The following is a 22,655-nucleotide window of genomic DNA, read 5'->3' as shown; positions in this document are numbered from 1 at the left end:
TCCCGAGCACAACCGGGTGCCGCCCCGCACTAGTCGCGGCGTTGGTGCGGTAGGCCTACCTGGGGGTCGCGACCCGCGGTGGGCTGCGGGTGGCCAGGAATCGGCGGACGCCAGGTGATGGTCGGCGCAGGCGCGGCGGCCGGCATGGGCCTGGGCATCGGACGGCGCTGCGACGGGATCGCATGATCTCCTGTCGGGACCGCATGCTGACCCGTGGATGCCGCCTCGTGCGCGGTTCGGGCCGCACGATGCTCCGCCGGGGCCGGCGAGGGCGGACCCGGCCGCCGGGGCGGCTGCGGCTTCTTCCGCGCGGTGGCCCGGCGCCCGCCGGGAAGGATCTGCAGCGGACGCCGTGCCGCGAGGTCCTCGACCCAGCCGAAGGCCAGGACCGCCACGGCCGTGAGCACCACCGCCGTTCCGAGCACACCCCACTGCGACGTCCACTGGAAGTGGTCGTCGATGGGAACAGCGAGGGAGATGGCGATGTTGTGCGTCAGGTAGATCGTCATGGCCCGCGCGTTGATGACCGTGACCAGCCGGTCGAGCAGCGGAATCCGGTCGAGCCACTCCAGCCGCGGCGAGAACCTCAGGAAGACCAGGACCGCGCCCGCCGAGATGAGGGCCTGGCCGAGCGGGATGTCGTTCAGGTCGTAGCTTCCGCCCTCGGCCGGGTGAGTGAACGTCCAGGCGCCACCGAGCGCCAGGGCGAGCGCGGTCAGGCCGACGAGCACCACGGGACGGATGCGGCGCAACATTCCTTCGCGGTGGGCGAAGCCCAGCATCCAGCACGAGGCGAACGTGAAGAAGTCGATCACAGCCGGGCCCCACGCACCCGAGGTCCGCAGCGGTGAGCCGAGGACCGCGTCCAGCGCCACGACGCCCAGCGGGAGCAGGATGGCCCGCACCGGCCACCGCCGGAACGCACGCAGCATCAGGGGCGTGAGCAGCACGAACCACAGGTAGGCGCGGATGTACCAGAGCACGACGGTGGCATCCGCGGCCCACGAGCTGCCCTGCGGGTCGAGGATGGGGAACACCCAGAAGAGCAGCTCCGGCCAGTTCAGCGCGTAGTCCCCGGTCTCGCCCGCCCAGCCGTGCCAGAACATCAGTGGGACGAGGATGCTGCCGAGCAGCCACAGTGGCGGCAACAGGCGGCGCAGCCGGTGCCCGATCACGTCGATCGCGGGTGTGCGGCGCATCGACTGCACCATCAGCGAACCGGCGAGCGCGAACATCACGCCCATCGACGGGAAGGCGATGCTCATCCAGCCCGCGCCGAACACGTGATAGGCCAGGACCCGGGCCAGCGCCGCCGCCCGAAGGAGGTCGAGCCAGCGCTCGCGGCGCGGCGGGCGCGCGGGCTTCGGCGACGCCGGTTCCGGTTCGGTGGCCAGGACCGGGGGCACGGGACGGTCGGTCAGCATCGTGGCCGGCCGGGGCCGAGCACCGGCTGTGGGCGCCACCGGCGGCGGCAGCGGCGTTGGGCGCTGTGCGGGCGCCTGCTGGCCCGGGGACAGGTTGGGCAGCAGGTCGTTCAGCACGCCGATGCGGTGGATGTTCTGCCAGCGCACCCGGGCCCCGGACACCGCACTCACGACGGACTGGATGAGCACCAGGTACATCAGCTGCCGGTACATGATCTGCTGGACCGGCAGGACCCAGAGTGCGCCCTTGGCCTCGCCCTCCAGATGGAAGGCGTAGAGCGCCCCTGCCATCTGGACCACCAGCATCGACAGCCAGAGCAGGAGCGTGGTGGCCGGGTCGAGGAACAACAACCCGTAGACGAAGAACACGTCGACCAGGGGTGCGGTCAGCGGCAGGAAGATGTGGAACAGGGCGATGTGGCCCAGGCCGAGCCGGCCCAGCCGCCCCGCCGACCCCTCTTCGCGGACGGCCCGGCGGTGTTTCCAGATCGCCTGCATCGTGCCGTAGCTCCAGCGGTAGCGCTGGCGCCACAGCTGCGTCACGGTGGCCGGCGCCTCGGTCCAGGCGACCGCGCGGTCCTCGAAGACCACCCGCCAACCGGCGCGACCCAGCGCGATCGTCAGGTCGGTGTCCTCGGCCAGGGTGTCCGAGCTCAGGCCGCCGACGTCGAGCAGGGCGCGACGGCGGAACGCACCGGCCGCACCCGGAATCGTCGCGATCGAGCCGAGGACGTCCTGGACCCGGCGGTCGATGTTGAACCCGACCACGTACTCGATGTGCTGCAGGCGCCCGATCAGGGAGTCCCGGTTGGCGATCTTGACGTTGCCTGCGACCGCGCCGACCGCGGGATCGGCGAAGGGCTGCACCAGCCGGCGCACCGTCTCCGTCTCGAAGATCGTGTCGCCGTCGATCATGATGATCAGCTCGTGGCGGGCCGCACGGACGCCGTTGTTGAGGGCGGCCGACTTTCCCGAGTTGGGCTGCCGGACGACCCGGACCCGCTCCAGCCCGAGCGCCTCGACGAGATCGGCGGTGCCGTCGGTCGAGCCGTCGTCGACCACGACCACCTCGAGCGGGTAGTCGTTGGCGAGCAGCGAGCGGACGGTGGCCTCGATGTTCTCCCGCTCGTTGTATGCCGGCACGATCACCGACACCGGCCAGTCGACCGGCGGCCCCCAGCTCCACTCAGGACTGCGGCGGCGCCGGGCGTGGCGGCGCGCGACGATCACCATGAGCAGCAGCCGGAGCCCGACGAGGACGCCCACGACGAGCAGGACCCACATCAGGACCGAGACGCTCGTGGTGGCGACGTCGAGCGTGCCGAGGAGCACGCGGCCCATGAGCAGATCGTGTGAGGAGGCGGGCGCGCCGGCGGGTGGCATGCCCACGGCCCCGGTCACGGTGGTGAACCGGTAGCCCTGCTTCTGCATCAGCGGGATGAACTGGTCGAGCGCGGCGACCGTCTCCGATCGGTCACCGCCGGCGTCGTGCATCAGCACGACGGAGCCCTCACCGTTGACCGGGGTGGCGTTGTGCACGATCGCGGGAACCCCGGGGCGCTGCCAGTCCTCGCTGTCGGTGCTGGTGAAGACGGCGACGTAGCCGTCCTGTCCCGCGGCCAGCACCGTGCCGTAGCCGAGGTCGTCGATCGCGCTCGCCGTCGAGGAGTACGGCGGGCGCATCAGGTAGGTCGTCACACCGGCGCTGCCGGCGATGGCCAGCTGGGTCTCGGCCAGCTCGCGGTCGAGACGCCAGCGCGCGACGTTCACCAGGTCGGGATGGGAGAACGTGTGCACACCCAGTTCCGAACCCGCGGTGTGGATCGCCTTCACCAGGTCCGGGTAGCGGGTGACGTTGGAGCCGACCACGAAGAACGTGGCCGGGACGTCGTACTTCTTCAGCACGGCGAGGACCTGGGGAGTCCACTGCGGATCGGGGCCGTCGTCGAAGGTGAGCGCGATGGTCTTGCCCGGGATGTTCGTCGACGTCACCGGCGTGTGGATCGCGTCGACGATCGGACCGCCGTTGATCACCGACGGGGGCACCTTGTCGGTCCCCACCGGCGGGTGCACACCCGCGTCGTTCCCGACGTGCGCCGTGCCGAGGCCGTCCACGACGAGGACGGTCGCGAACCCGAGGAGCAGGACGACGGACAGGATCCACGACGGCTTCAGCCGGCCGCGCTGATGCCTGTCGGTCACGGGGTTGCCACCTGTGACGGCTGCGCGGGAGCCGTGTCGGTGGCGCCGCCGGCGGGCTGCTGGACCGGCGGGGGCGCTGCAGTCGTCCGCGTCCGCCGTCCCGGCGTGGGCTGCTGGACCGGCGGCGGCGCCGGCGCAGCCGTGGTCGGCACGGCAACCTGGGTGAGCGCCGGCGCGGCGACCATCGGGGCCCGGACCTCGGTGCGCACCGGCCGTGCCACCTCGGACTTGCGCGACGGGACGGCCGTAGCGCGAGGAACGGTGCGCTCGGTCGGCTTGGCCGTCGTCGACGGGTCGGCCGGCGCGGCGTTCAGGCCCGGCTCCGGCGGGCTCGCCGCAGGCTGCGGCACGAGCGGGCTCGCCAGTTGCGCGAGCGGACTCGCCGGGCCCGCGGTCAGGCTGACCACGACCACGACGAGATAGGCGACGCAGGCTGCGGCCGCGAGGTAGCCGGTACGCACGATCATCCGCTTACGACGGCCGCGATCGTCCACGAAAACCGGCCGCAGCGATGCCCCGGTGGCGTTTCCACCGCCTTGCAGGCCGCCGGGCCGGTTCACCTTGGGGAGCTTCTGGGTCTTCGCCTCGGGGGTGGCGATGGTCATGAACTGGCCCCTCGAAAGATGCCGTTGAACTCGTACGGGGACTGAGTCACACCGCTGCAGTCGTTCGCAGCGACTTTCTCCTGCGGGCATGTGCCGTTGTCCCGGGCGATGGCCCAGAATCCGAGATAGCCGATGGAATGGGAGCGCGCGTACCCGAGCAGAGCACGCGCATCGGCTGTGGTCGTGGTCATTCCGACGTCGTTGCGGCCGATCATCGCGGTCAGCCCCAGAGCCCGGTAGACCTGGTCCGGGGTCTTGTCCGGCCACACCGACCTGATCTGTCCGGCCGTGGCCTCGGCTGCTGCGATCATGGCGTCGGACCAGCTCCCGCTGTACGGGAAGTTCATGACCATCGCGTTGACGGTCGCGGTGACACCGAGCGCTGCCGCGCTGTGCAGCACGTTCAGCGCATCGGGGCTCAGCCCGGTGGTCTGGTTCGCGACGGGCAGGGTGTAGGTGATGTCGACCTGGCGGTCCCGCTGCACCGTGAGCAACGCCCGGTTCATCGTGTCGACGGGCACGCTGTGCTCGATGTCGACGTCGAGATGGTGGCTGCCGACCGCGTCGAGGGCCTTCTCGTAAGCCCGCGCCAGCGCATCTGCACTGGTGCAGGCGGTCTCCAGGTACGGCCCGTCGGCGCCCCCGGTGGCGACGACGACGTCTCCGCCCTGCGCCCGCAGCGCCGAGACCTCCGACACCAGGCCGGCGTCGCCCACCGGGGTCTGACCGTCCCAGCGCGGATCGCAGCTGTTGTCGCCCGCCAGGACGAAGGCCAGGACGAAGGTCGTGTCCCCCGTGGCGCGAGCGAGGTCGGCCAGCCTCGGCCGCGGGGCGGTGACATCCACGTACGGTGCGAACCGGCCCACGGCGCCGCCCGTCGAACCGGTGTCCGGTGTGGAGACCGCGTCGAAACCCGTCGGCGCCGCACACGCGGAGACCGTGACCGCGACCGCCAGGACCAGGGCCAGGACGGAGGCCGCGCGGACCGCCCCCGCAGGCAGTCCGGAGCACATCCCCCAGCCCCTCACAACCGTTCCCCTTCCGACATTCGTCGTGCAGCGCTGGCGACGTACTCTTACGTCCATTTGGAGTACATCGAGTATCCGATCTGTGACGGAGCGTTTATCCACTCCCGAACCTCGGCCGTTACAGGCCACTCGTTCGAGTGATGGCGCCTGCGAACCATTCGCTCGGCAAAAAGACGATTTTGTCTGATTTGAGCCCGTTGAGAGGGCCGCTTCCGTGAAGGAGGTCACGTCGGCCGTCGGGATCTTTCGCGGCGATATCGCACAGCTGCCACACAGGTCGTGGACAGGTGTCGCGCAGGCATACGGCACGAACCGCAGAGCACGAAGGCCCTGCCCGCCGCCGAGTACGGCGGAGCCGTGCAGGTGCCCGAGGACTGCGGCCGAACGCCCCGTCAGGGCAGTTCGTAAGGGTTCTGAGGCTGGTCGGCCGGGGTCACCGCGGTGGCCGTGATGCGGGCGGTCTTCCCGCCCTGGGCGGTCGGCGCACCCGGGGTGTAGGTCCCGGTGACCCGTTCCCAGGCGTTGGCCGCCGGCGACCGTCCGGACCCGACGACCTCGACGAGATAGCTGCGCGAGTCCGCGGCACAGCAGGTGATCATGATCCGGGTCAGGTACCAGCCGCCGTCGTCCTTGGGTGTCACGAAACCCGTGAGCGTCACGGTGCGGCTCACCAGCGTGCGGCCGCCGTCCCAGGCCGCACGCTCGGCGTAGTCGTGTACCGCCAGCGGAACCGGACCGCCCGCCGGCAGCGGGAGATACTCCCGATGGGCCAACGGCTGCGGCACGGGCGCCCCCGCGCGACTCGCGGCGTAGGCGCCGAGCGCCGGCGGCGGCACCAGCAGCACCAGGAACATCGGCAGCATCAGCAACCAGGCGACGCCCGGGGTGCGACCGTGGTCGTGGCCGTGACCGTGGTCGTGCTCCTTCTGACGCACCTGCTCGATCACCGCAGGGTCGACCCGCAGCGGGCCGTGCGTATGCAGCGTCGCCCGGCGGCTGCGCGCCGTGGGGGCCGCCGGCTCGGCGCCGTCGCGGCGCATGTCGTGGACCACACCGACGAGCCCGCACACCATGAGCAGCGCGCCCGCGACGATCAGCAGCGGGCCCTGGCTGGGTTTGACGTAGTCGAGGAAGTCACCGAACAGCGCGAGGCGCAGCACCACCGCACCCACCACGAACAGCAGGACCGGTGCGATCTTCTGCCTCACAGCAGCAGCCCCCCGACCAGCAGGCTGAGCGCGATCGCGGCGGCGAACGTCGCGGGCGCGAACCGCACCGCGAACCGGCGGCCGAACGTGCCGGCCTGCATCGCGATCAGCTTCAGGTCCACCGCCGGACCGACCACCATGAAGGCGAGCTTCGCCGTCATCGAGAAACCGGTGAGGCTCGCGACCACGAACGCGTCGGCCTCGGAGCAGACCGCCAGCAGCACCGCCAACAACCCCAGCACCAGTACCGACACCACCGGGTCACCGGCTACGGCCGACGACCAGTTCGGGTCGACGGCCACGTTCAGCGTCGCCGCGAACAACGCGCCGACGACGAGGAAGCCACCGGCCTGCAGGAAGTCGTGCTGGGCGGTCAGGCGGAAGTTCTGCCACCGCGAGCCGCCCTCGATGTGGATCCGGCGCGGCGGGCGCAACCACTCCGGACGCCCGAACCGCGACCACAACCAGCCCATCACCATCGCCAGCGCGAGCGACGCGACGAACCGGGCGAGCACGATGCCCGGGGCCTGCGGGAACGCCACCGCGGTCGCGACGAGCACCACCGGGTTCACCGCCGGGGCGGAGAGCAGGAACGTCAGCGCGGCAGGCGAGGACACTCCGTCGGCGATCATCCGCCCCGCCACCGGCACCGACGCACACTCGCAGCCGGGCAGGGCGGCCCCCGCCAGCCCCGCCACCGGGACGGCGAGCGCAGGCCGCCGCGGCAGCGCACGGTTGATCGCCCCCTCCGGGACGAAGGCCGAGATCGCCGCGGACAGCACCACGCCGAGCACCAGGAACGGGATCGCCTGCAGCACGATGGCGACGAAGATCGTCGACCAGGTCTGCATGGCCTCGTTCGTGCCGACGAGCACCTCGAAGGCGAACTGGCCGATCAGCGCGGCGACGCCCAGGCCGACGAGCAGGAACGGCGCGGCCGGCAACGGTGGCGGATTGCGCTGCAGCTCGCGCTGCCGTCGCGCGACGTCCGCAGGCATGCCGTCCAACGCCACGTTCGGGTCCTTCCCCTCGACAGCGCTCCGGGGGGATTGTCGTGGCGTCCGGCGCGGCGTTACCGGCGCGCGACCAGACAGTGAGCTATGCGAAATTCTCGGTCGACGTACGGCCCCTGACCTGTTTCCAGGCCAGGGGCCGTTCGCCGTCGGTTGCCGCCGTTACTGCTCGTCGCCGTCACCAGCGCCGTCGGTCACGAACAGCAACCCCTTGGGGCTGCCGAAGCCCGTGCCGAACGAGGTGACCTGGCCGGTCTTGAGGTCGAGACGCCCGAGCACGCCGGGAAGCGTGCTGGAATCGTTCGGGACCGAGGTGAAGGCCTCACCGGGCCGGAAATCGCCCCGGACGGCGAGAACCGCGTTCTTGGCACTGTCGACCACGTAGAGCGTGCCGCGCGAGCCGGTGGCGAACGCGGTGTCATCGACCTGGGTGTTCAGGTTGAGCACCGTCGCGGCCGGGTGGCCATCGGGGTGCGCGAGGAACACCAGCCGGGAGTCTCCCTGGCTGTCCAGCAGCAGATCGCCGCCGAACCGGGGGGCGGAGCCCGGCACGAACTCGCTGGAGTCCGGGTCGGAGAGGTTCAAGGTGACCTGCTTGCCGGTCACGGCGTCCGTGGCAGCCGAGTTGTCCTGGAAGACCGGTGTGGCGCGGGCCGTGGTTCCGTCGAGGGCCACCCGGTACAGAGCGGGCCCGCTGTAGGTCGTGCCGTCGGCGTTCGCGGCGGGCGCGGACCCGACGATGTAGATGACGCCGTCCCGGACGGTGATGCTGTCGGTCCCACCGCCGTGCGGCAGCGGGCTGGGGCTGTACTGGTAGTGCCGGACCTGCCCGTGGTCGTCCGGGCTGATCGCGTACAGGCTGCTGTGGGCGTCCTCGTTGACCGTGGCCAGCACGCGGTGCCCGGCCGGGTCGGCGGTGAGGCCGTCCACCTTTCCGGTCAGGTTCCAGTGCGCGACCTCCCTGCCCTGCAGGGTGTATTCGACGACGGTGCTCTGCGTCTGCCCGGAGGGCGACGGCTGGCCCTCGGAGCCGACGCCGTTCTGAAACCCGACGTAGAGCCGGTCGCCCAGCTTGGTGATGTCATCCGGACCGATCGTCGACGCGCCACCGGAGATGAGGACGTGGGCGGAGAAGCCGGCCGGCACGCTGACCCCACCGCCAGAACCCGCCGGCACCGGCGCGGGCGCAGCGGACGCGGCGGACAGTCCGAGTCCGCCCGCGACGAGCGCGGTGGCCACACCGGCCACCGTCACGCCGCCGAGGAGTCTTTGGGTGCGCCTGCTCATCTTGAAACTCACAACCTCTCCGGAAAGACCGAAAACCGCCCAGCGGGCCTGTCACCCGCTCGGCGGAAGCAGCGGCCAAAGATTCACCGGTCGAGGTGATGAACCGGTGACGCCGGCGCAGATCGGCCGTGACGGCCGTCGTACGTCTGATCCATGAATTCGTCCGATGCGGACAAATTCCTCGTGCACGAGCGTCGGAGGGTCGGCTTGCGGTACCCGAAATGGGATTCAACACTCAATCAGAGAGAACATCGAGAACTTCTTATTTTCCAACCGGAGCCGGTAGCTCGTCGTGGCGGAATAGCCGTTCGTCGCTTTGCAGTGGCGGCCTGCATCGACGGCCATGTTTGCTGTTCCCTGCTCTGTCCGGAACGCGCTGCTGCCCTGATCGGCGTACTGGCGGGGAGCACTGCCCGCGGAGCACGTGGAGGACCGACCCGGATGCTGGTGCCACGTTGCGGCCCGCGTCGCCCGGACCCTTCGTCGCCGACGACGTCGTGGCCGGTCCGGCTCCCGGAGTTGCGGGGTGCACGCGTCCACCATTGTTCGCCCGGGGCTCCGGGCGAGCGGATCGAGGGGTGTCGTGACTGAACCTGACGCAGACCTGGCGCCGTCATCCGCGGCGGCGGGCCCGGCGGGCGGGGCAGTGGTGCCCGAGCCCCTCGGGTACCGGCTCAAACGGCTGTTCCTCGGAGCGCCGCTGGTCACCGAGCGGTTGCACGAGGAGCGGCTGCCCAACGCCATGGCGCTGGGTGTGCTGGCCCCCGACTGCGTCTCCTCCGCCGCCTACGGCACCGAGCAGATGCTGGTGGAGTTGCTGCCGGTGTTCGGCCTGGCGGCGTTCAGCCTGGTGCTGTCGATCACCGGCGTGGTGCTGGCGCTGCTGGTGCTGCTGACCTTGTCCTATCGGGAGGTCGTGCAGGTCTACACCAAGGCCGGCGGGTCCTATGTGGTGGCGCGGGAGAACTTCGGCCCTCGGGTGGCCCAGATAGCGGCGGTCGCGTTGCTGATCGACTACGTGGTGACCGTCGCGGTGCAGACCGCGGCCGGGACGGTTGCCGTGGTCTCGGCGATACCCGTCCTCGGCCCGTACAGCTTGGAGATCACCGTCGGGGTGGTGATCCTCCTGGCGTACGGCAATCTGCGCGGGATCCGCGAGGCGGCCCGAGCTTTCGCACTCCCCACCTACCTGTTCACCGGCGCGATCGCTGCGGTGGTCGTGGTCGGGGTGATCCGGGAACTGCTGGGCAACCTGCCCCGGTACGACCCGGCGACACTGCCCGGCGCGGTTCCGGTCGGGGGCGGGTCCGGGTTGGCGCTGGGCGTCGTCGTCCTCACGCTGGCGCGATCGTTCGCCAACGGCGGGTCCTCGCTGACCGGTCTGGAAGCGATCTCCAACGGGGTCAGCGCGTTCCGCAAGCCCGAGGGGGTGAACGCCCGCCGGGTCCTGGTGGTCATGGCCTCGACGCTGGGGTTCCTGGTCGCAGGGGTGTCCTGGCTGGCGCATCTCACCCACGCGACCCCGTACGAGAGCGGCTATCCGTCGGTGATCTCCCAGGAGGTCCGGGCGGTGTTCGGCACCGGGACGCTGGGCACGGTGCTATTCGACGCCGTCCAGGCGGTGACGGCCCTGATCCTCTACACCGGGGCGAACACCAGCTTCAACGGGTTCCCGTTCCTGGCCAGCTTCGTCGCCGGGGACTCGTTCCTGCCGCGGCAACTGACCAAGCGCGGGCATCGCCTGGTGTTCTCCAACGGCATCATCGTGCTGGCCGTGGTCGCGATCGCGTTGCTGGTGGTCTCCGGGGGCACCGTGTCCGCGCTGGTGCCCTTCTACGCCATCGGCGTGTTCACCGGCTTCACCATGGCCGGATTCGGCATGACCAAGTACCACCTCACCCACCGGGAGGCGGGGTGGCGGCGCAAGCTGGTGATCAACGCGTGCGGCGGCGGGCTGTCGCTGCTCGTGGTCGCGATCTTCGCGGTGGTCAAGTTCACCGAGGGCGCCTGGGCCGTGGTCGTCCTGTTCCCGATCCTGGTGTTCGCGCTGATCCGGCTCAACCGCCAGTACCGGGAGGAGGAAGCCGCGCTGGCCGCGCTGGCTCCGATCCTCGACGTCGAACCCAACTGGGCCCGCCATGTCGTGCTGGTCTTCGTGGACACCCTCGATCTGGCCACCCTGCGCGCTCTGCGCTACGCCCGCGGCCTGCGGCCCACCCAGATCCGGGCGGTGCACTTCGTCCTCGACGAGACCCGGGCGCGCCGGCTGGCCGAGCGATGGCGGCGCATTCAACGCGGCGACGTCGGTCTGGACCTGCTCGAATGTCGCGACCGCCGGCTCGGCCGAGCCTCCGTCGAGCTGATCAGGGAGCGCACCGCCGACGGGCGCACCGAGGTCACGGTCCTGCTGCCCCGGCGCGTCTACGCCCCGGTGTTGGGCCGGCTGCTGCACGACCGCACCGCCGACCACATCGCGGACCGCATCAGCCGCGTCCCCCACGCCGCCGCCACCATCATCCCCTTCGACGTCAGCGGACCGGTCCAGCGACTGTCCCAGGCCCACCGCCACGGTGAGACCTTCACCGACACCCGGCACCGGCTCACCGCGCAGCAGCCGTCGGACGACGGGAGGCGTCCCGTCGCTTCCGAGCCGGAGGCAACGCAGCCTCAGCCCATCACCGCCGCAGACCGATCCGTCCCCATCCCCATCTCGGAGCTCGGCGACCGCGGACCGGCCACCATCACCGGCCGCATCAACAGCGTCGACCTCACCGCCTCCGACGGCACCCCGGTGTTGACCTGCCGGGTGAGCGACCAGACCGGCAGCATCACCGCCCGCTTCTACGGCCGCTCGCACATCAAGGGCGTCGAGCCCGGACGCCGTATTCGCCTGCACGGCCGCCCCAGCCGCTTCGCCGATCAGCTCGCCCTCACCGATCCCGACTACCGGCTGCTGCCCGACGAAGCCTCCGACAACGTCGCGGACGGCACAGCCGAGCGCTGATCCGGCGAGCACTGTGCGCTTCTCCCCGCTCACGGCCCGATGTTCGGTACGGCCGTTGGTTCGTTACGACCACGACTGACCGTGAGGGCGCCGACGAAACGGCACGATAATCATTCGCCGTGAACCGGTCACCTGCGGTTCCGGAGCGATGATCCATTTCGGCCATGGGGTGCAGCGCGAGTTCCGGCCGCCCCGGGCACGGCGTGGCCGATGCACTGGACCATCGGCGTGATATCGCCTCCCGCCGTATCGCGAGCTGTTCCTCAGCACGTGAATCTCGGGAATCCTGGAATGACCGTCCAGCATGCCGGCCGAATTCGACAAGGAGCTGGTTATGTCCAAAACGCCGCAAGACGTCCTCACCCTCGCGCAGGACGGTGGTGCGCGGATCGTGGATCTTCGGTTCTGCGACCTCCCGGGACTGATGCAGCACTTCTCCATTCCCGTGGAGGAGCTCACCGAGGAGGGCATCGAGTCGGGCTACGGCTTCGACGGCTCCTCGATCCGCGGGTTCCAGGCGATCCACGAGTCCGACATGCTCCTGATGCCGGACCCGGAGACGGCGGTGATGGACCCGTTCCGCGAGGTGCCCACCCTTCAGATCCACTGCTTCGTCGTCGACCCCTTGACGCGGGAGAACTACTCGCGCGATCCGCGCTACATCGCGAGGAAGGCGGAGGCCCACCTGCAGGCCACCGGCATGGCCGACATCTCCTACTGGGGCCCCGAGCTGGAGTTCTACATCTTCGACGGGGCGCGCTTCGACCAGAACCAGCACGAGGGCTACTACCACGTCGAGTCGGTCGAGGGGGTCTGGGCCTCCGGACAACCGGGGAGCCGCGGCTACCGCCCCCGGTACAAGGAGGGGTACTTCCCGGTGCCCCCCATGGACCAGCACCAGGACCTGCGCAGCAAGATGGCCCTGACCCTCATCGAGCTGGGCATCCCCATCGAGGTCCAGCACCACGAGGTGGGTACCGCCGGGCAGGCCGAGATGGACATGCGCTTCTCGTCCCTGCTGTCCATGGCGGACAACGTCATGAACTACAAGTACGTGGTCAAGAACGTCGCCTGGCAGGCGGGCAAGACGGCCACCTTCATGCCGAAGCCGGTCTTCGCCGACAACGGCTCGGGCATGCACGTCCACCAGTCGCTGTGGAAGAACGGGGAGAACCTCTTCTACGACGAGGCGGGGTACGCGGGCCTCAGCGACCTGGCCCGGTACTACATCGGCGGGCTCCTCGAGCATTCTCCCGCGCTGCTGGCGTTCTGCGCGCCGACCACCAACTCCTACCGCCGGCTGGTCCCCGGCTACGAGGCACCGATCAACCTCGTCTACTCGCAGCGCAACCGCTCGGCCTGCGTCCGCATCCCCATGTACATGCAGGGCCCCAAGGCCAAGCGCCTCGAGTACCGCCCGCCTGACCCCACCGCGAACCCCTACCTGGCCTTCTCCGCGATGTTGCAGGCCGGCCTGGACGGGATCCGGAACAAGATCGAGCCGCCGGACCCGATCGACCGGGACCTCTATGAGCTCGAGCCCGAGCAGGCGGTATCGGTGAAGCACGTCCCGGCGTCGCTGGAAGCGGTCCTGGACGCCCTGGAGACGGATCACGACTTCCTCGTCGAGGGCGGCGTCTTCACCGACGACCTGATCGAGACCTGGATCGACTACAAGCGGTCCAAGGAGGTCGACCAGATCCGGCTGCGGCCGCACCCCTGGGAGTTCATGCTCTACTACGACCTCTGAGGACTCCGTCGACCTGCGCCGAGCGCCCGGACATGTCCTGGCCGCTCATCGGAGCGCGTCGATGACCAGTCCGGCCGCGGCGGCGATCAGGGCGTTGTCGTAAACGGCGTCCGCGCTCGTCCTGCCGGAGAGAATGGCGATCACCAGTGCTTCGCCGGCGGGCGACCACGTCACCGCGATGTCGTTCGCGGTGCCGTAGGAGCCGCTTCCGGTCTTGTCCCCGGTCGTCCAGCCGGGCGGAACCGCGGCCCGGATTCGCTCCGCTCCGGTGGTGTTCGCGATGAGCCAGTCCTTGAGCTGGCCGCGCTCAGCCGCGCCCAGGGCGGTGCCGAGCACCATGGCGCGATAGCCGGCGGCGATGGCCGCAGGAGTGGTGGTGTCGCGGTCGTCTCCGGGGATCGCGCTGTTGAGGTCGGTCTCCCACCGGTCCAGGCGGGTTGCCGGGTCGCCGATCTCACGGGCGAAGGCGCCGATCGCGGGCGGGCCGCCGAGCAGCTTGAGCAGCTGGTTGCCTGCGGTGTTGTCGCTGTGCGTGATGGCGGCTTCGCACAGCTGCGCCGCGGTCATGCCGGTCTCGACGTGCTGCTCGGTGACCGGTGAGTACGAGACGATCTCGGATCGGGAGTAACGGACGATCGAGCTCCAGAACTCGCTGTCACGCGGATGCGCATGCAGCAGAGCGCCGGCGGCGTAGGTCTTGAAGGTCGAGCAGAGAGCGAAGCGTTCGTCCTGGCGATGAGCGACGAAGCGGCTGGTGGTGGCGTTGACGGCGTAGACGCCGAGTCGAGCGCCGTACCGTCGCTCGAGGTCCTCGAAGCGCGGTCCCGGGGTGGGACGCGTCGTCGCCGGTGGGACCGGTGGGGTCGCTGCGGGTGCGCCGCATGCCGTGACCAGTGGGGCGGCGAACAGACCGGTGAGAAGCCGGCGCCTGTCGATCATGTGCACCACTCAAACACGACCGCCGGATCCGGCAGGCGACGAGCCCGGACGCACACGGGCCGGCATCCGAACCGAGCGTCCCCGCCCACCGCGTCGCCGGATCAGGACTGCCGGCGGCGGGGCGGCGACTCGACCTCCCCGCCTCGCCGCCGAAGTTCAGACCTTCGTGCCGAGCAGCTCGCTGAGGTGCCGGTCGACCTGCGGCATGTACTCGGGGTTGACCGAGAACAGCCCGAGGTGGCCGAGCACGTCGTCGATGACTCGCAGCTCGCTGCCGGCGATCAGTTCCTGCTCGGCCCGGCAGTCCCGGACAGGGAAGAACATGTCCTCATCGATCGGCATGACGAACGTCTTCGCAGTGACGCGCCCGAGTGCTGCGGCGAGGTCGCCGCCGGTATGCCGGCTGACGTCGCCGCGCTGCCACTTCCACGCCATGCACAGCAGGTCGTTGGGGTCCATCGCGGTGAAGTAGGGCTCGAGGAATCCGGCCATGAAGGCCTCCTTCGAGTCGAAGTCCAGGGCGCGCCAGACCTCCTGCTTCCAGAACTCGGTGGAGAAGCCCATCACCGCCCAGATGCCGGCATGCCGGGTGAGGCCCGCGACGACGTCGGCGTTGGAGGTGTACTCCCCGCCGCTCCAGCCGGGATCGGAGGTGATCGCCTCGATCAGGGCCTTGGTGAACAGGAAGTCGTGCGGGGTGTTGCGCGCCGTCCCGGCGATCGGAGCGGCTCGTTTGACCTTCTCCGGGAACCGGACCATCCACTCGTAGGTCTGTTGCGCCCCCATCGACCCGCCGACCACGAGCTCGAGCGATGTGATGCCGAAGTGCTCACGCAGCAACCGCTCCTGGGCGACCACGTCGTCGCCGATCCGCACGTGCGGGAACTTGGACATCGCGATGTCCGCGTTCGGCCCGCCGGCGTTGTGCGGGGAGGTGGACAGGCCGCTGCCGATCTGGTCGACCACGACGATGAAGTACTTTGCCGGGTCCAGGGCGTGTCCAGGGCCGATGTAGGCGTCGCGCCAGATCTGGTGGGTGCCCGAGTACCAGGTGCTGACCAGGATCGCGTTGTCCTTCGCCTCGGACAGCCTCCCGAAGGTGGCGACCGCCAGCTGGCAGTCCGGAATCGATCCCCCTTCCTCCAGGTCCAGGCGACCGATGCTGATCAGCTCGTAGTCGCCGTGGAACTCGTGGCTGTAGAAGGGGTTGTCGACGGCGCTCACGCCACGACCTCGACCATCATGTCCGTAGCCGTCATCGCTGCGACCTCCCTGTCGATCAAACGGTGAGTCCGACGTCCCCACGGGTGCCGACCGGCGGCCGCCCGAAGACGCCCGTGGCGTCGCCGCCCCAGAACGCAGATCGACTGTGTTCGGTGTCCCACGGGCGGAGGTGTCCGATACTGGGACAGGTCCTCGGTTCGACTACTGGCCCACCATGTGTCGAGAGACACAAGGGGGTGTACCTCGTGGATGACGCCATGGAGCGGCGGTTGCTCGTCGCCACGGCACGCGCGGACTTCCTCAGCAGCGGCGATGACGACCTGTACGGCGTGCCCGACCACGTCGCGGCGTCCTGGCGACGCAGTGCGTCGTGCGGTGTGCGCCCGCACGAGTTGGCCAGCGACTTCCACACCGAACTCGATCTGAGCTCACGGCTCGTACGCTGCGCCCAACCGATCATCGAACGCCTGTCCGACGAGGTCGCCGACGTCCCGATCAGCGTCGCCCTGACCGACAACCGAGCACGCATACTCAGCCGGACGGACAGCAACGCCTGGATCGGGCGCCTGCTGGACAAGGTGTACTTCGCCCAGGGCTTCGGCTACGCGGAGGGCTCCGTCGGCACCAACGGTGTCGGGACGGTCCTGGAGTCCGGGGAGTCGGTGCACATCGTCGGCCCGGAGCATTTCGTCGAGTCGCTGCAGACCTTCTCCTGCGCCGGCGCGCCGATTCGTGACCCGTTCAGCGGCCGCATCGAGGGGATCCTGGACGTCAGCTGTCTGAGCGATCAGTCCAGCCCGGTCATGCACTCGCTCGTCCGCTCGGCGGCGCGCGACATCGAGCGCAACCTGCTCCTGGATCGCAATCAGCCCCAGCAGGCCCTGTTCGACGCCTACGCGCGCATCGATGCCCGTTGCCGGGAAGCGGTGATGGCGGTCGGGCAGCGCGTCGTCATGGCCAACACGATGATGCAGACGCTGCTCGATCTGACCGACCTTGCGGCCCTGCAGGATCACACGCGGTTCCTCATGGCACGCCACGGCACCGTGGACGATGAACTCGATCTTCCTTCGGGAGCCGGGGTCCGCCTCCGCGGCACGCGGGTGACGGTCGGCGCCGAGATCGCCGGCATGATCGTCGTCGTCACCGTACTCGCCGACGAGGACCGCCCCGCCCGTCTCTCCGGCCGATCTGCCGCGGGATCGGGGCGTGTCGTCGCCGGGACCAGGCGCCCTGACGCTGCCGCGCCGTCGCAAGGAACGCCGCCCCGGGGTCGCGGCAGCGCGGCCGGCCGAACCCCCGCATGGCGAGCCGCAGCGGCCGACATCGAAGCGGCGCTTCGGGCTCACGACGCCCTGCTCGTACTCGGCGAACCCGGCACCGGCCGGTTCACGCTCATCGCCGAGCTCTACCACCTCGTCCACGACAACGGGCGCAGCGTCGCGCTGCATGCCGAGGACATCAACCAGGCCCCCGAGGACACCATCGCGCTGCTGCTGCAGTCGGATGCAGCCCCCTCGCTCTACATCATGCGGGACATCGACCGCTTGACCGAGGCGACCGTCGATCGGCTGCTCGACGCCGTCCGCGACGCACCGGAGCCCCACTCGCCGATCTACCTCGCTGCCACGGCCGCCGAGACGCCCCCGAACGAGGCGCCCTACCGTGCGCTGTTGCCCTGCTTCCGGGCCTCGGTCACCGTCCCGCCACTTCGCCACCGTGGCGCCGACATCGCCGCGCTGGCCACGGCGATGCTGGCCGAACTGGCTCCGCACCGCGACGTCCGGCTCACGCGCGACGCCCTGCGCGTGATCATGCGTTACCGGTGGCCGGGTAACGTCCGGCAGCTCAAGGAGGCATTGACCGCCGCGCTGTCCAGGCGACCCGTCGGGGCCCTCGAGGCCAACGATCTTCCGGCCTTCTGCCACAGCACGCCACGACGCTCGCTGCGCCACGTCGACGAGGTCGAGCGGGACGCGATCGTCAAGGCCCTCAACGACGCGGACGGCAACCGCGTCGCAGCAGCAACAGCACTCGGTCTGGCCCGGTCGACGCTCTACCGAAAGATCAAGCATTACGGAATCACCAGATAGAGGTCTGCTCATTCGGTGCCGGCCCGGCGGCGCCCCGATGCACGGGACCGTCCCGATCTGGGACACCTCGTCGATGTGGGACATCGCTGACCATGAGGTCACTGGAGTGACCCAGGGCACAGAGAGGTAGACCACGAGATGACCACCGACACAGCAGCGACGGCCGAGGTCGACGGCGCATCCGCCACCCAGGAACTCGATGCGCTGATCATCGGCGCCGGGGTGGCAGGTCTGTACCAGCTCCACCAGCTGCGTGAGCAGGGACTACGGGTGCGTGCGTATGACGCGGCGTCCGATGTCGGCGGAACCTGGTACTGGAACCGCTACCCCGGGGCGAGGTTCGACTCCGAGGCGTACATCTACCAGTACCTGTTCTCCGAGGAGCTGTACAAGGACTGGAGCTGGAGCCAGCGGTTCCCCGACCAGCCCGAGATCGAGCGATGGATGCACTACATCGCCGACCGCCTCGACCTGCGCCGCGACATCCAGTTCTCCACCACCGTCACGAGCGCGCGGTTCGACGAGAAGCGTGACCGCTGGATCGTCCGCACCGACCGCGGCGAGACGATCGACACGCAGTTCCTGGTCACGTGCGCCGGGATGCTCTCGGCGCCGCTGTCCGAGGTGTTCACCGGGCAGGACGGTTTCCGTGGAACGCTCGTCCACACCTCACGGTGGCCGCACGAGGGCGTCGACCTGGACGGCAAGCGCGTCGGGGTGGTCGGCATCGGTGCGACCGGCATCCAGGTGATCCAGACGATCGCCGAGCGGGTCGAGCACCTGACCGTCTTCGCCCGCACCCCGCAGTACGTCCTGCCCATGAAGAACCCGGCCTTCGGGCCGGCGGAGGTGGACGCCTACAAGGAGCGCTTCATCGAGCTGCGCAAGACCCTGCCGTACACCTTCACCGGCTTCGAGTACGACTTCGAGCACGTCTGGTCCGACCTGACCCCGCAGCAGCGCCGGGACGTGCTGGAGGAGATCTACGAGAACGGCTCGCTGAAGCTCTGGCTGGCCGGCTTCGCCGAGATGTTCTTCGACGAGCAGGTCAGCGAGGCGGTCTCGGAGTTCGTCCGGGAGAAGATGCGCGCCCGGCTGAAGGACCCGCGGCTGTGCGACGTGCTGATCCCCCGGGACTACGGGTTCGGCACCCACCGGGTTCCGCTGGAGACCGACTACCTGGAGGTGTACCACCGCCCGAACGTCGAACTGGTCGGCGTGCGTGACAACCCCATCGCACGCATCGCACCCGAGGGGATCGTGCTGAGCGACGGCACCGTCCACGAGCTGGACGTGATCATCCTCGCGACCGGGTTCGATGCCGGCACCGGCGCGCTCACCCGCATCGACATCCGGGGTCGCGGCGGCCGGTCGCTCGCAGCGGACTGGGGCCGCGACATCCGCACCACGATGGGCCTCATGGTGCACGGCTACCCCAACATGCTCACCACCGCCGTTCCTCTCGCGCCGTCCGCCGCACTGTGCAACATGACGACCTGCCTCCAGCAGCAGACGGAGTGGATCAGCGACTGCATCGGCTACCTGCGTGACCAGGGCAAGACGGTGATCGAGCCGACGAAGGACGGCGAGGACGCGTGGGTCGCGCACCACGACGAGGCGGCCGCAGCCAACCTGATCTCCAGGACGACGTCGTGGTACCTCGGCTCGAACGTGCCGGGTAAGCCTCGGCGAGTGCTGTCCTACACCGGTGGTGTCGGCACCTATCGGGAGAAGTGCAGCGAGGCGGCAGCCGCCGGCTATGAGGGCTTCGAGATCCGCTGACGTCCGGCGACGGGCGCCGGTCCCAGACTCCGGCGCCCGTCGCTTCCCAGTTCGGCCCCGCCGCCGGTAGAACGCCGGACAGCGCCCCCCGCGTGGTCAATCGCAGAGCTTCTCCAGCCGCTCGACCGCGGCGCGCAGGGTCTGCAGCTGTTTGGGGAACGCGAAGCGGACCTTGCTCCGGCCGGACTCGGCGTTCTCCGGCCGCCAGAAGGAGACCGCGGGGACGCAGGACACCCCGATGTCGGTGATCAGGTCGCGGGCGAACGCGACGCCGTCGGCTGCAGGGTCGAGCCGAGCCGTATCACACAGGACGTAGTACGACCCGTCCGGGCGGCGCAGGTCGAACCCGATACGTTCCAGCGCATCGCACAGCAGGTCGCGCCGCGCGAGATAGCCGGCGGCGAGGTCGGCGTAGTAGGCCGCGGGAAGCGCCATCGCCGCGACGCCCGCGGCCTGCAGCGGGGCCGGCGCCGCGATCGTGAGGAAGTCGTGCACCTTCCGGATCGCCGCCGTGAGGTCCGGCGGCGCGACGGTCCAGCCGACCCGCCAGCCGGTCACGGCGTAGGTCTTGGACAGCGCATTGACCGTCACCGTCCGGTCCTCCAGGCCCGGCACGAGCGCAGGCGGCAGATATCCGCCCGGGCCGAGGTAGTGGATGTGCTCGTAGATCGAGTCCACGACGAGGACGGCGTCCCAGCGCTGGCACAGCTCGGCCAGCACGGCGAGCTCGTCGGCGCGGTAGACCTTCCCCGTCGGGTTGTTCGGGTGGCAGAGGAACACCGCCTTCGTCCGCGGGCCGAACGCCGCCCGCAGCTCCGCCTCGTCGAACGACCAGTCGGGCTCGCGCATCCGCACCGGCCTGGGCACGGCGCCGGCCAGGATCGCGTTCGGCTGGTAGTTCTCGTACCACGGCTCGAACAGCACCACCTCGTCGCCCGGATCGAGGAGCGCGAACGCCACCGCGACCAGTGCCTCGGTCGCCCCGCAGGTGACGCAGAGCTCGGTGTCCGGATCGATCGTCCACCCCGGATAGGTCCGCGCGGTCTTCGCCGCGATCGCAGCCCGCAGCGCCGGGGTGCCGAAGGTCATCGGGTACTGGTTGTCGTCGGCTGCGATCGCCGCGCACGCCGCCTCCTTCAACTCGGGCGGGCAGGCGAAGTCGGGAAAGCCCTGCCCGAGATTGATGGCGCCGTGCCGGGCGGCCAGCCGGAACGTCTCCCGGATCACCGACTCGGTGAACCGGCCCGCCTTTTCGCTGGTCCGCGACATCTGTCCTCCCGGGCCTCTGGTGCACTGCCGCCGCTCGAACATAGGCCCGGCCTCGCTGCTGCTCTACAGCCGGCGGGTCGTCGCATCGACCAACTGTGTGCCGATCAGGCGGCTGTCGACCAAAGGGCTGCTTGCGTCTACCGGCACGAGAACCGTTCAACTCCACGGCGAGTCGCGCGGTCAGGCAGGCGAGGCCTTTGGTCCCTACCGCGATGAACCTCAGCGATGAGGCTCGTGTTGTGACGAGGTCGAGGATTCTTGCCGCACTCGGGCTGGGTGCTGCCGCTGTGGTCGTGGCTGGTTGTGGTGGAACGGGTCCGCCGGTAGGCGCCGGGTCGGGAGGTCCTGGCGTAGGGGGCTACAACTTCTCGAGGCTGACGTGCTCGGCCCCGGGGTCGCTGCCGGGGCGCACCGTGACGGTGATGCTCGCCGACGCGGGCATGATGTCGATGATGAACGGGCCCGCGCCGATGGGTGCCCGCATGCTGTTGCGTGCGGTGCCGGCCACGGTCCCGGCGGGGCAGGTCAGCTTTGTGGCCGAGAACGTGGGGTGGCGCACCCACGAGCTTGTGGTTCTGCCCCTCCAGCCGGGGTACGCGGCCGGGCGGCGTGTCTCCGGTTCCGACGGGAAGGTCGACGAGAGCGGAAGCCTGGGGGAGGCCTCCGCCAGTTGCGCTGCCGGCGCCGGGGACGGGCTCGCTTCCGGCACGGTCGGTTGGATCAGCGTGACGCTGCCCCCGGGTCGTTACGAGTTGGTGTGCAACCAGCCCAACCACTACATCGACGGCATGCGCCAAGAGCTGGACGTCACGAGCGGCTGAATTCCGCGCAGCGACCGCGTGCCGCGTGGAGGGAAGTACAAGGCGAGCCTCGCGACGGCCTGCTGCGCACCGCGCCGAGGTTGGCCCCCAGCGGCGGAGGAGGCTCACCCACAACGACGGCGGCGCATCCGATCCGGGTGACGTTGGGCTCAACTGAACGAGCCATGGATTCGACTAGCCCGTTCAGCTCAGGGTAATCGTACAGATACACTCTCCGCCCTTAGGTCGCTAGGCCGAGTTTCGCAACGACAACGAGAGCGCCACACGGCTACGCCAAGTAGCGCGTGGCGGATCGGAGGGCTATGGGCTGCTCGCACGCCGAAGGGTGTCCGCTCTTCCCACTACTCAACGCAAGCCTTCGCGGGTGGCGCGACTACTACTGCGACAGTACCGACGCCTGGCGCGGGTGTGCGCGCTACAAGCTGTCGCTCACCGGCCGGCCCGTGCCGATCTCGCTGCTCCCGAACGGGCGCGACGCGCAACACCTGCGACGCGCTGCCGACGCCGACCGGCCCGCAACAGCGGAGCCGGGACAAGCAGCCAGATCCGGACCGCCGCCACGGCCCGGTCCCGGGACACCGGGAACCGGGATTCCGATGTCACCGTTCGAACCGGCCCCCGAAGCGGCCCGGCCACCCCAGCCATGGGCATCCGCGCAGGTTCCACGGTCCCCAGAGGCCCCACCGGCCCGACCGACGCGCGCGCCGCAGACGGCGCGCCCGAAGCGCCGCTGGTGGAGCCGATTCGCCGATTGGATGAGAGGCCCCGCATGAGCAACTACTGGCCCTGGTGGGCGGGCGCGATCGGGCTCGCGCTCGTCACCATCAACTACACCCTCACCACCGACCGATCCTTCGGGGTCTCCTCGGCGTGGGACCGCGTCCTGCACTGGCGCGAGGAGCGCGACCTCGAACGGGTGGAGGCCCAGTTCGCGGACGACCGTGCCCTCGCCGACGCCCTCGCCGCAGCCACCGCCGAGCAGTTCGGAACCCACCCTGACGGCCCC

General features: G+C 69.8%; 14 protein-coding genes and 1 pseudogene. 6 read left to right on the top strand and 9 right to left on the bottom strand.

What is annotated here, in order from left to right; genetic code table 11:
* Positions 1–29 precede the first annotated feature (29 nt).
* The 6 genes from HF526_RS26950 to HF526_RS26925 all read right to left on the bottom strand — a co-directional run bounded on the left by HF526_RS26950 (position 30) and on the right by HF526_RS26925 (position 8,779).
* Positions 30–3,626: a glycosyltransferase gene (locus tag HF526_RS26950; protein WP_169384378.1), complete on the bottom strand. Its 3,597-nt coding sequence runs from the start codon at positions 3,624–3,626 to the stop codon at positions 30–32.
* Positions 3,623–4,231: a flagellar biosynthesis protein FlhF gene (locus tag HF526_RS26945; protein WP_169384377.1), complete on the bottom strand. Its 609-nt coding sequence runs from the start codon at positions 4,229–4,231 to the stop codon at positions 3,623–3,625. The genes HF526_RS26950 and HF526_RS26945 overlap by 4 nt, the downstream gene beginning before the upstream one ends.
* On the bottom strand, positions 4,228–5,244 hold the full coding sequence (locus tag HF526_RS26940) for a glycoside hydrolase family 18 protein (protein ID WP_169384376.1): 1,017 nt from the start codon (positions 5,242–5,244) through the stop codon (positions 4,228–4,230). The genes HF526_RS26945 and HF526_RS26940 overlap by 4 nt, the downstream gene beginning before the upstream one ends.
* Positions 5,245–5,651: 407 nt before the next feature.
* Entirely contained in the window at positions 5,652–6,467 is an 816-nt protein-coding gene (locus tag HF526_RS26935) for a TIGR03943 family putative permease subunit (RefSeq protein WP_169384375.1), read from the bottom strand.
* Entirely contained in the window at positions 6,464–7,465 is a 1,002-nt protein-coding gene (locus HF526_RS26930) for a permease (RefSeq protein ID WP_211177856.1), read from the bottom strand. The genes HF526_RS26935 and HF526_RS26930 overlap by 4 nt, the downstream gene beginning before the upstream one ends.
* 177 nt (positions 7,466–7,642) lie before the next feature.
* Complete coding sequence (locus tag HF526_RS26925) at positions 7,643–8,779, bottom strand: hypothetical protein (protein WP_169384373.1); 1,137 nt, start codon at positions 8,777–8,779, stop codon at positions 7,643–7,645.
* Between the two features lie 571 nt (positions 8,780–9,350).
* Between HF526_RS26925 and HF526_RS26920 the strand changes: the two genes are divergently transcribed.
* On the top strand, positions 9,351–11,771 hold the full coding sequence (locus HF526_RS26920) for an amino acid permease (RefSeq protein ID WP_211177852.1): 2,421 nt from the start codon (positions 9,351–9,353) through the stop codon (positions 11,769–11,771).
* A gap of 334 nt (positions 11,772–12,105) precedes the next feature.
* Complete coding sequence (gene glnA, locus HF526_RS26915) at positions 12,106–13,521, top strand: type I glutamate--ammonia ligase (RefSeq protein ID WP_169384372.1); 1,416 nt, start codon at positions 12,106–12,108, stop codon at positions 13,519–13,521.
* Between the two features lie 45 nt (positions 13,522–13,566).
* On the opposite strand, the gene bla is transcribed toward glnA, so the two are convergent.
* Together bla and HF526_RS26905 are read right to left on the bottom strand one after the other, a co-directional pair.
* Complete coding sequence (gene bla, locus HF526_RS26910) at positions 13,567–14,460, bottom strand: class A beta-lactamase (RefSeq protein WP_169384371.1); 894 nt, start codon at positions 14,458–14,460, stop codon at positions 13,567–13,569.
* Between the two features lie 156 nt (positions 14,461–14,616).
* A complete protein-coding gene (locus tag HF526_RS26905) occupies positions 14,617–15,684 on the bottom strand; it encodes an alpha/beta fold hydrolase (RefSeq protein ID WP_169384370.1) in 1,068 nt (355 codons plus the stop codon).
* Between the two features lie 152 nt (positions 15,685–15,836).
* Here HF526_RS26905 and HF526_RS26900 point away from each other — a divergent pair, with 152 nt between their 5' ends.
* Together HF526_RS26900 and HF526_RS26895 are read left to right on the top strand one after the other, a co-directional pair.
* Positions 15,837–17,777: a sigma-54-dependent Fis family transcriptional regulator gene (locus HF526_RS26900; protein WP_338051774.1), complete on the top strand. Its 1,941-nt coding sequence runs from the start codon at positions 15,837–15,839 to the stop codon at positions 17,775–17,777.
* Positions 17,778–17,915: 138 nt separating this feature from the next.
* Positions 17,916–19,559 carry a flavin-containing monooxygenase gene (locus tag HF526_RS26895; protein WP_169384369.1) on the top strand — a complete coding sequence of 548 codons (1,644 nt, stop codon included), beginning with the start codon at positions 17,916–17,918 and terminating at the stop codon, positions 19,557–19,559.
* Between the two features lie 96 nt (positions 19,560–19,655).
* Here the strand turns inward: HF526_RS26895 and HF526_RS26890 are convergent, their stop codons facing one another.
* On the bottom strand, positions 19,656–20,828 hold the full coding sequence (locus HF526_RS26890) for a pyridoxal phosphate-dependent aminotransferase (protein ID WP_211177851.1): 1,173 nt from the start codon (positions 20,826–20,828) through the stop codon (positions 19,656–19,658).
* A gap of 422 nt (positions 20,829–21,250) precedes the next feature.
* Between HF526_RS26890 and HF526_RS26885 the strand changes: the two genes are divergently transcribed.
* Entirely contained in the window at positions 21,251–21,649 is a 399-nt protein-coding gene (locus HF526_RS26885) for a hypothetical protein (RefSeq protein WP_211177850.1), read from the top strand.
* 769 nt (positions 21,650–22,418) lie between these two features.
* Positions 22,419–22,655 (top strand): annotated as a pseudogene (locus HF526_RS26880) (transporter); the annotation flags it as partial.

Origin of the sequence: Pseudonocardia acidicola, from assembly GCF_012911935.1 — a bacterium.
In the GTDB taxonomy this organism is placed as follows: Bacteria; Actinomycetota; Actinomycetes; order Mycobacteriales; family Pseudonocardiaceae; genus Pseudonocardia; species Pseudonocardia acidicola.
Note: the sequence above shows the minus strand (reverse complement) of the source record. Positions and strands in the feature narration are given on the sequence as shown.

Coding starts and splice junctions, on each gene's coding strand:
- HF526_RS26945 (WP_169384377.1), bottom strand. CDS start 4,231: ATGACCATCGCCACCCCCGAGGCGAAGACCCAGAAGCTCCCCAAGGTG.
- HF526_RS26940 (WP_169384376.1), bottom strand. CDS start 5,244: ATGTGCTCCGGACTGCCTGCGGGGGCGGTCCGCGCGGCCTCCGTCCTG.
- HF526_RS26930 (WP_211177856.1), bottom strand. CDS start 7,465: ATGCCTGCGGACGTCGCGCGACGGCAGCGCGAGCTGCAGCGCAATCCG.
- glnA (WP_169384372.1), top strand. CDS start 12,106: ATGTCCAAAACGCCGCAAGACGTCCTCACCCTCGCGCAGGACGGTGGT.
- bla (WP_169384371.1), bottom strand. CDS start 14,460: ATGATCGACAGGCGCCGGCTTCTCACCGGTCTGTTCGCCGCCCCACTG.
- HF526_RS26895 (WP_169384369.1), top strand. CDS start 17,916: ATGACCACCGACACAGCAGCGACGGCCGAGGTCGACGGCGCATCCGCC.
- HF526_RS26890 (WP_211177851.1), bottom strand. CDS start 20,828: ATGTCGCGGACCAGCGAAAAGGCGGGCCGGTTCACCGAGTCGGTGATC.
- HF526_RS26885 (WP_211177850.1), top strand. CDS start 21,251: ATGCTCGCCGACGCGGGCATGATGTCGATGATGAACGGGCCCGCGCCG.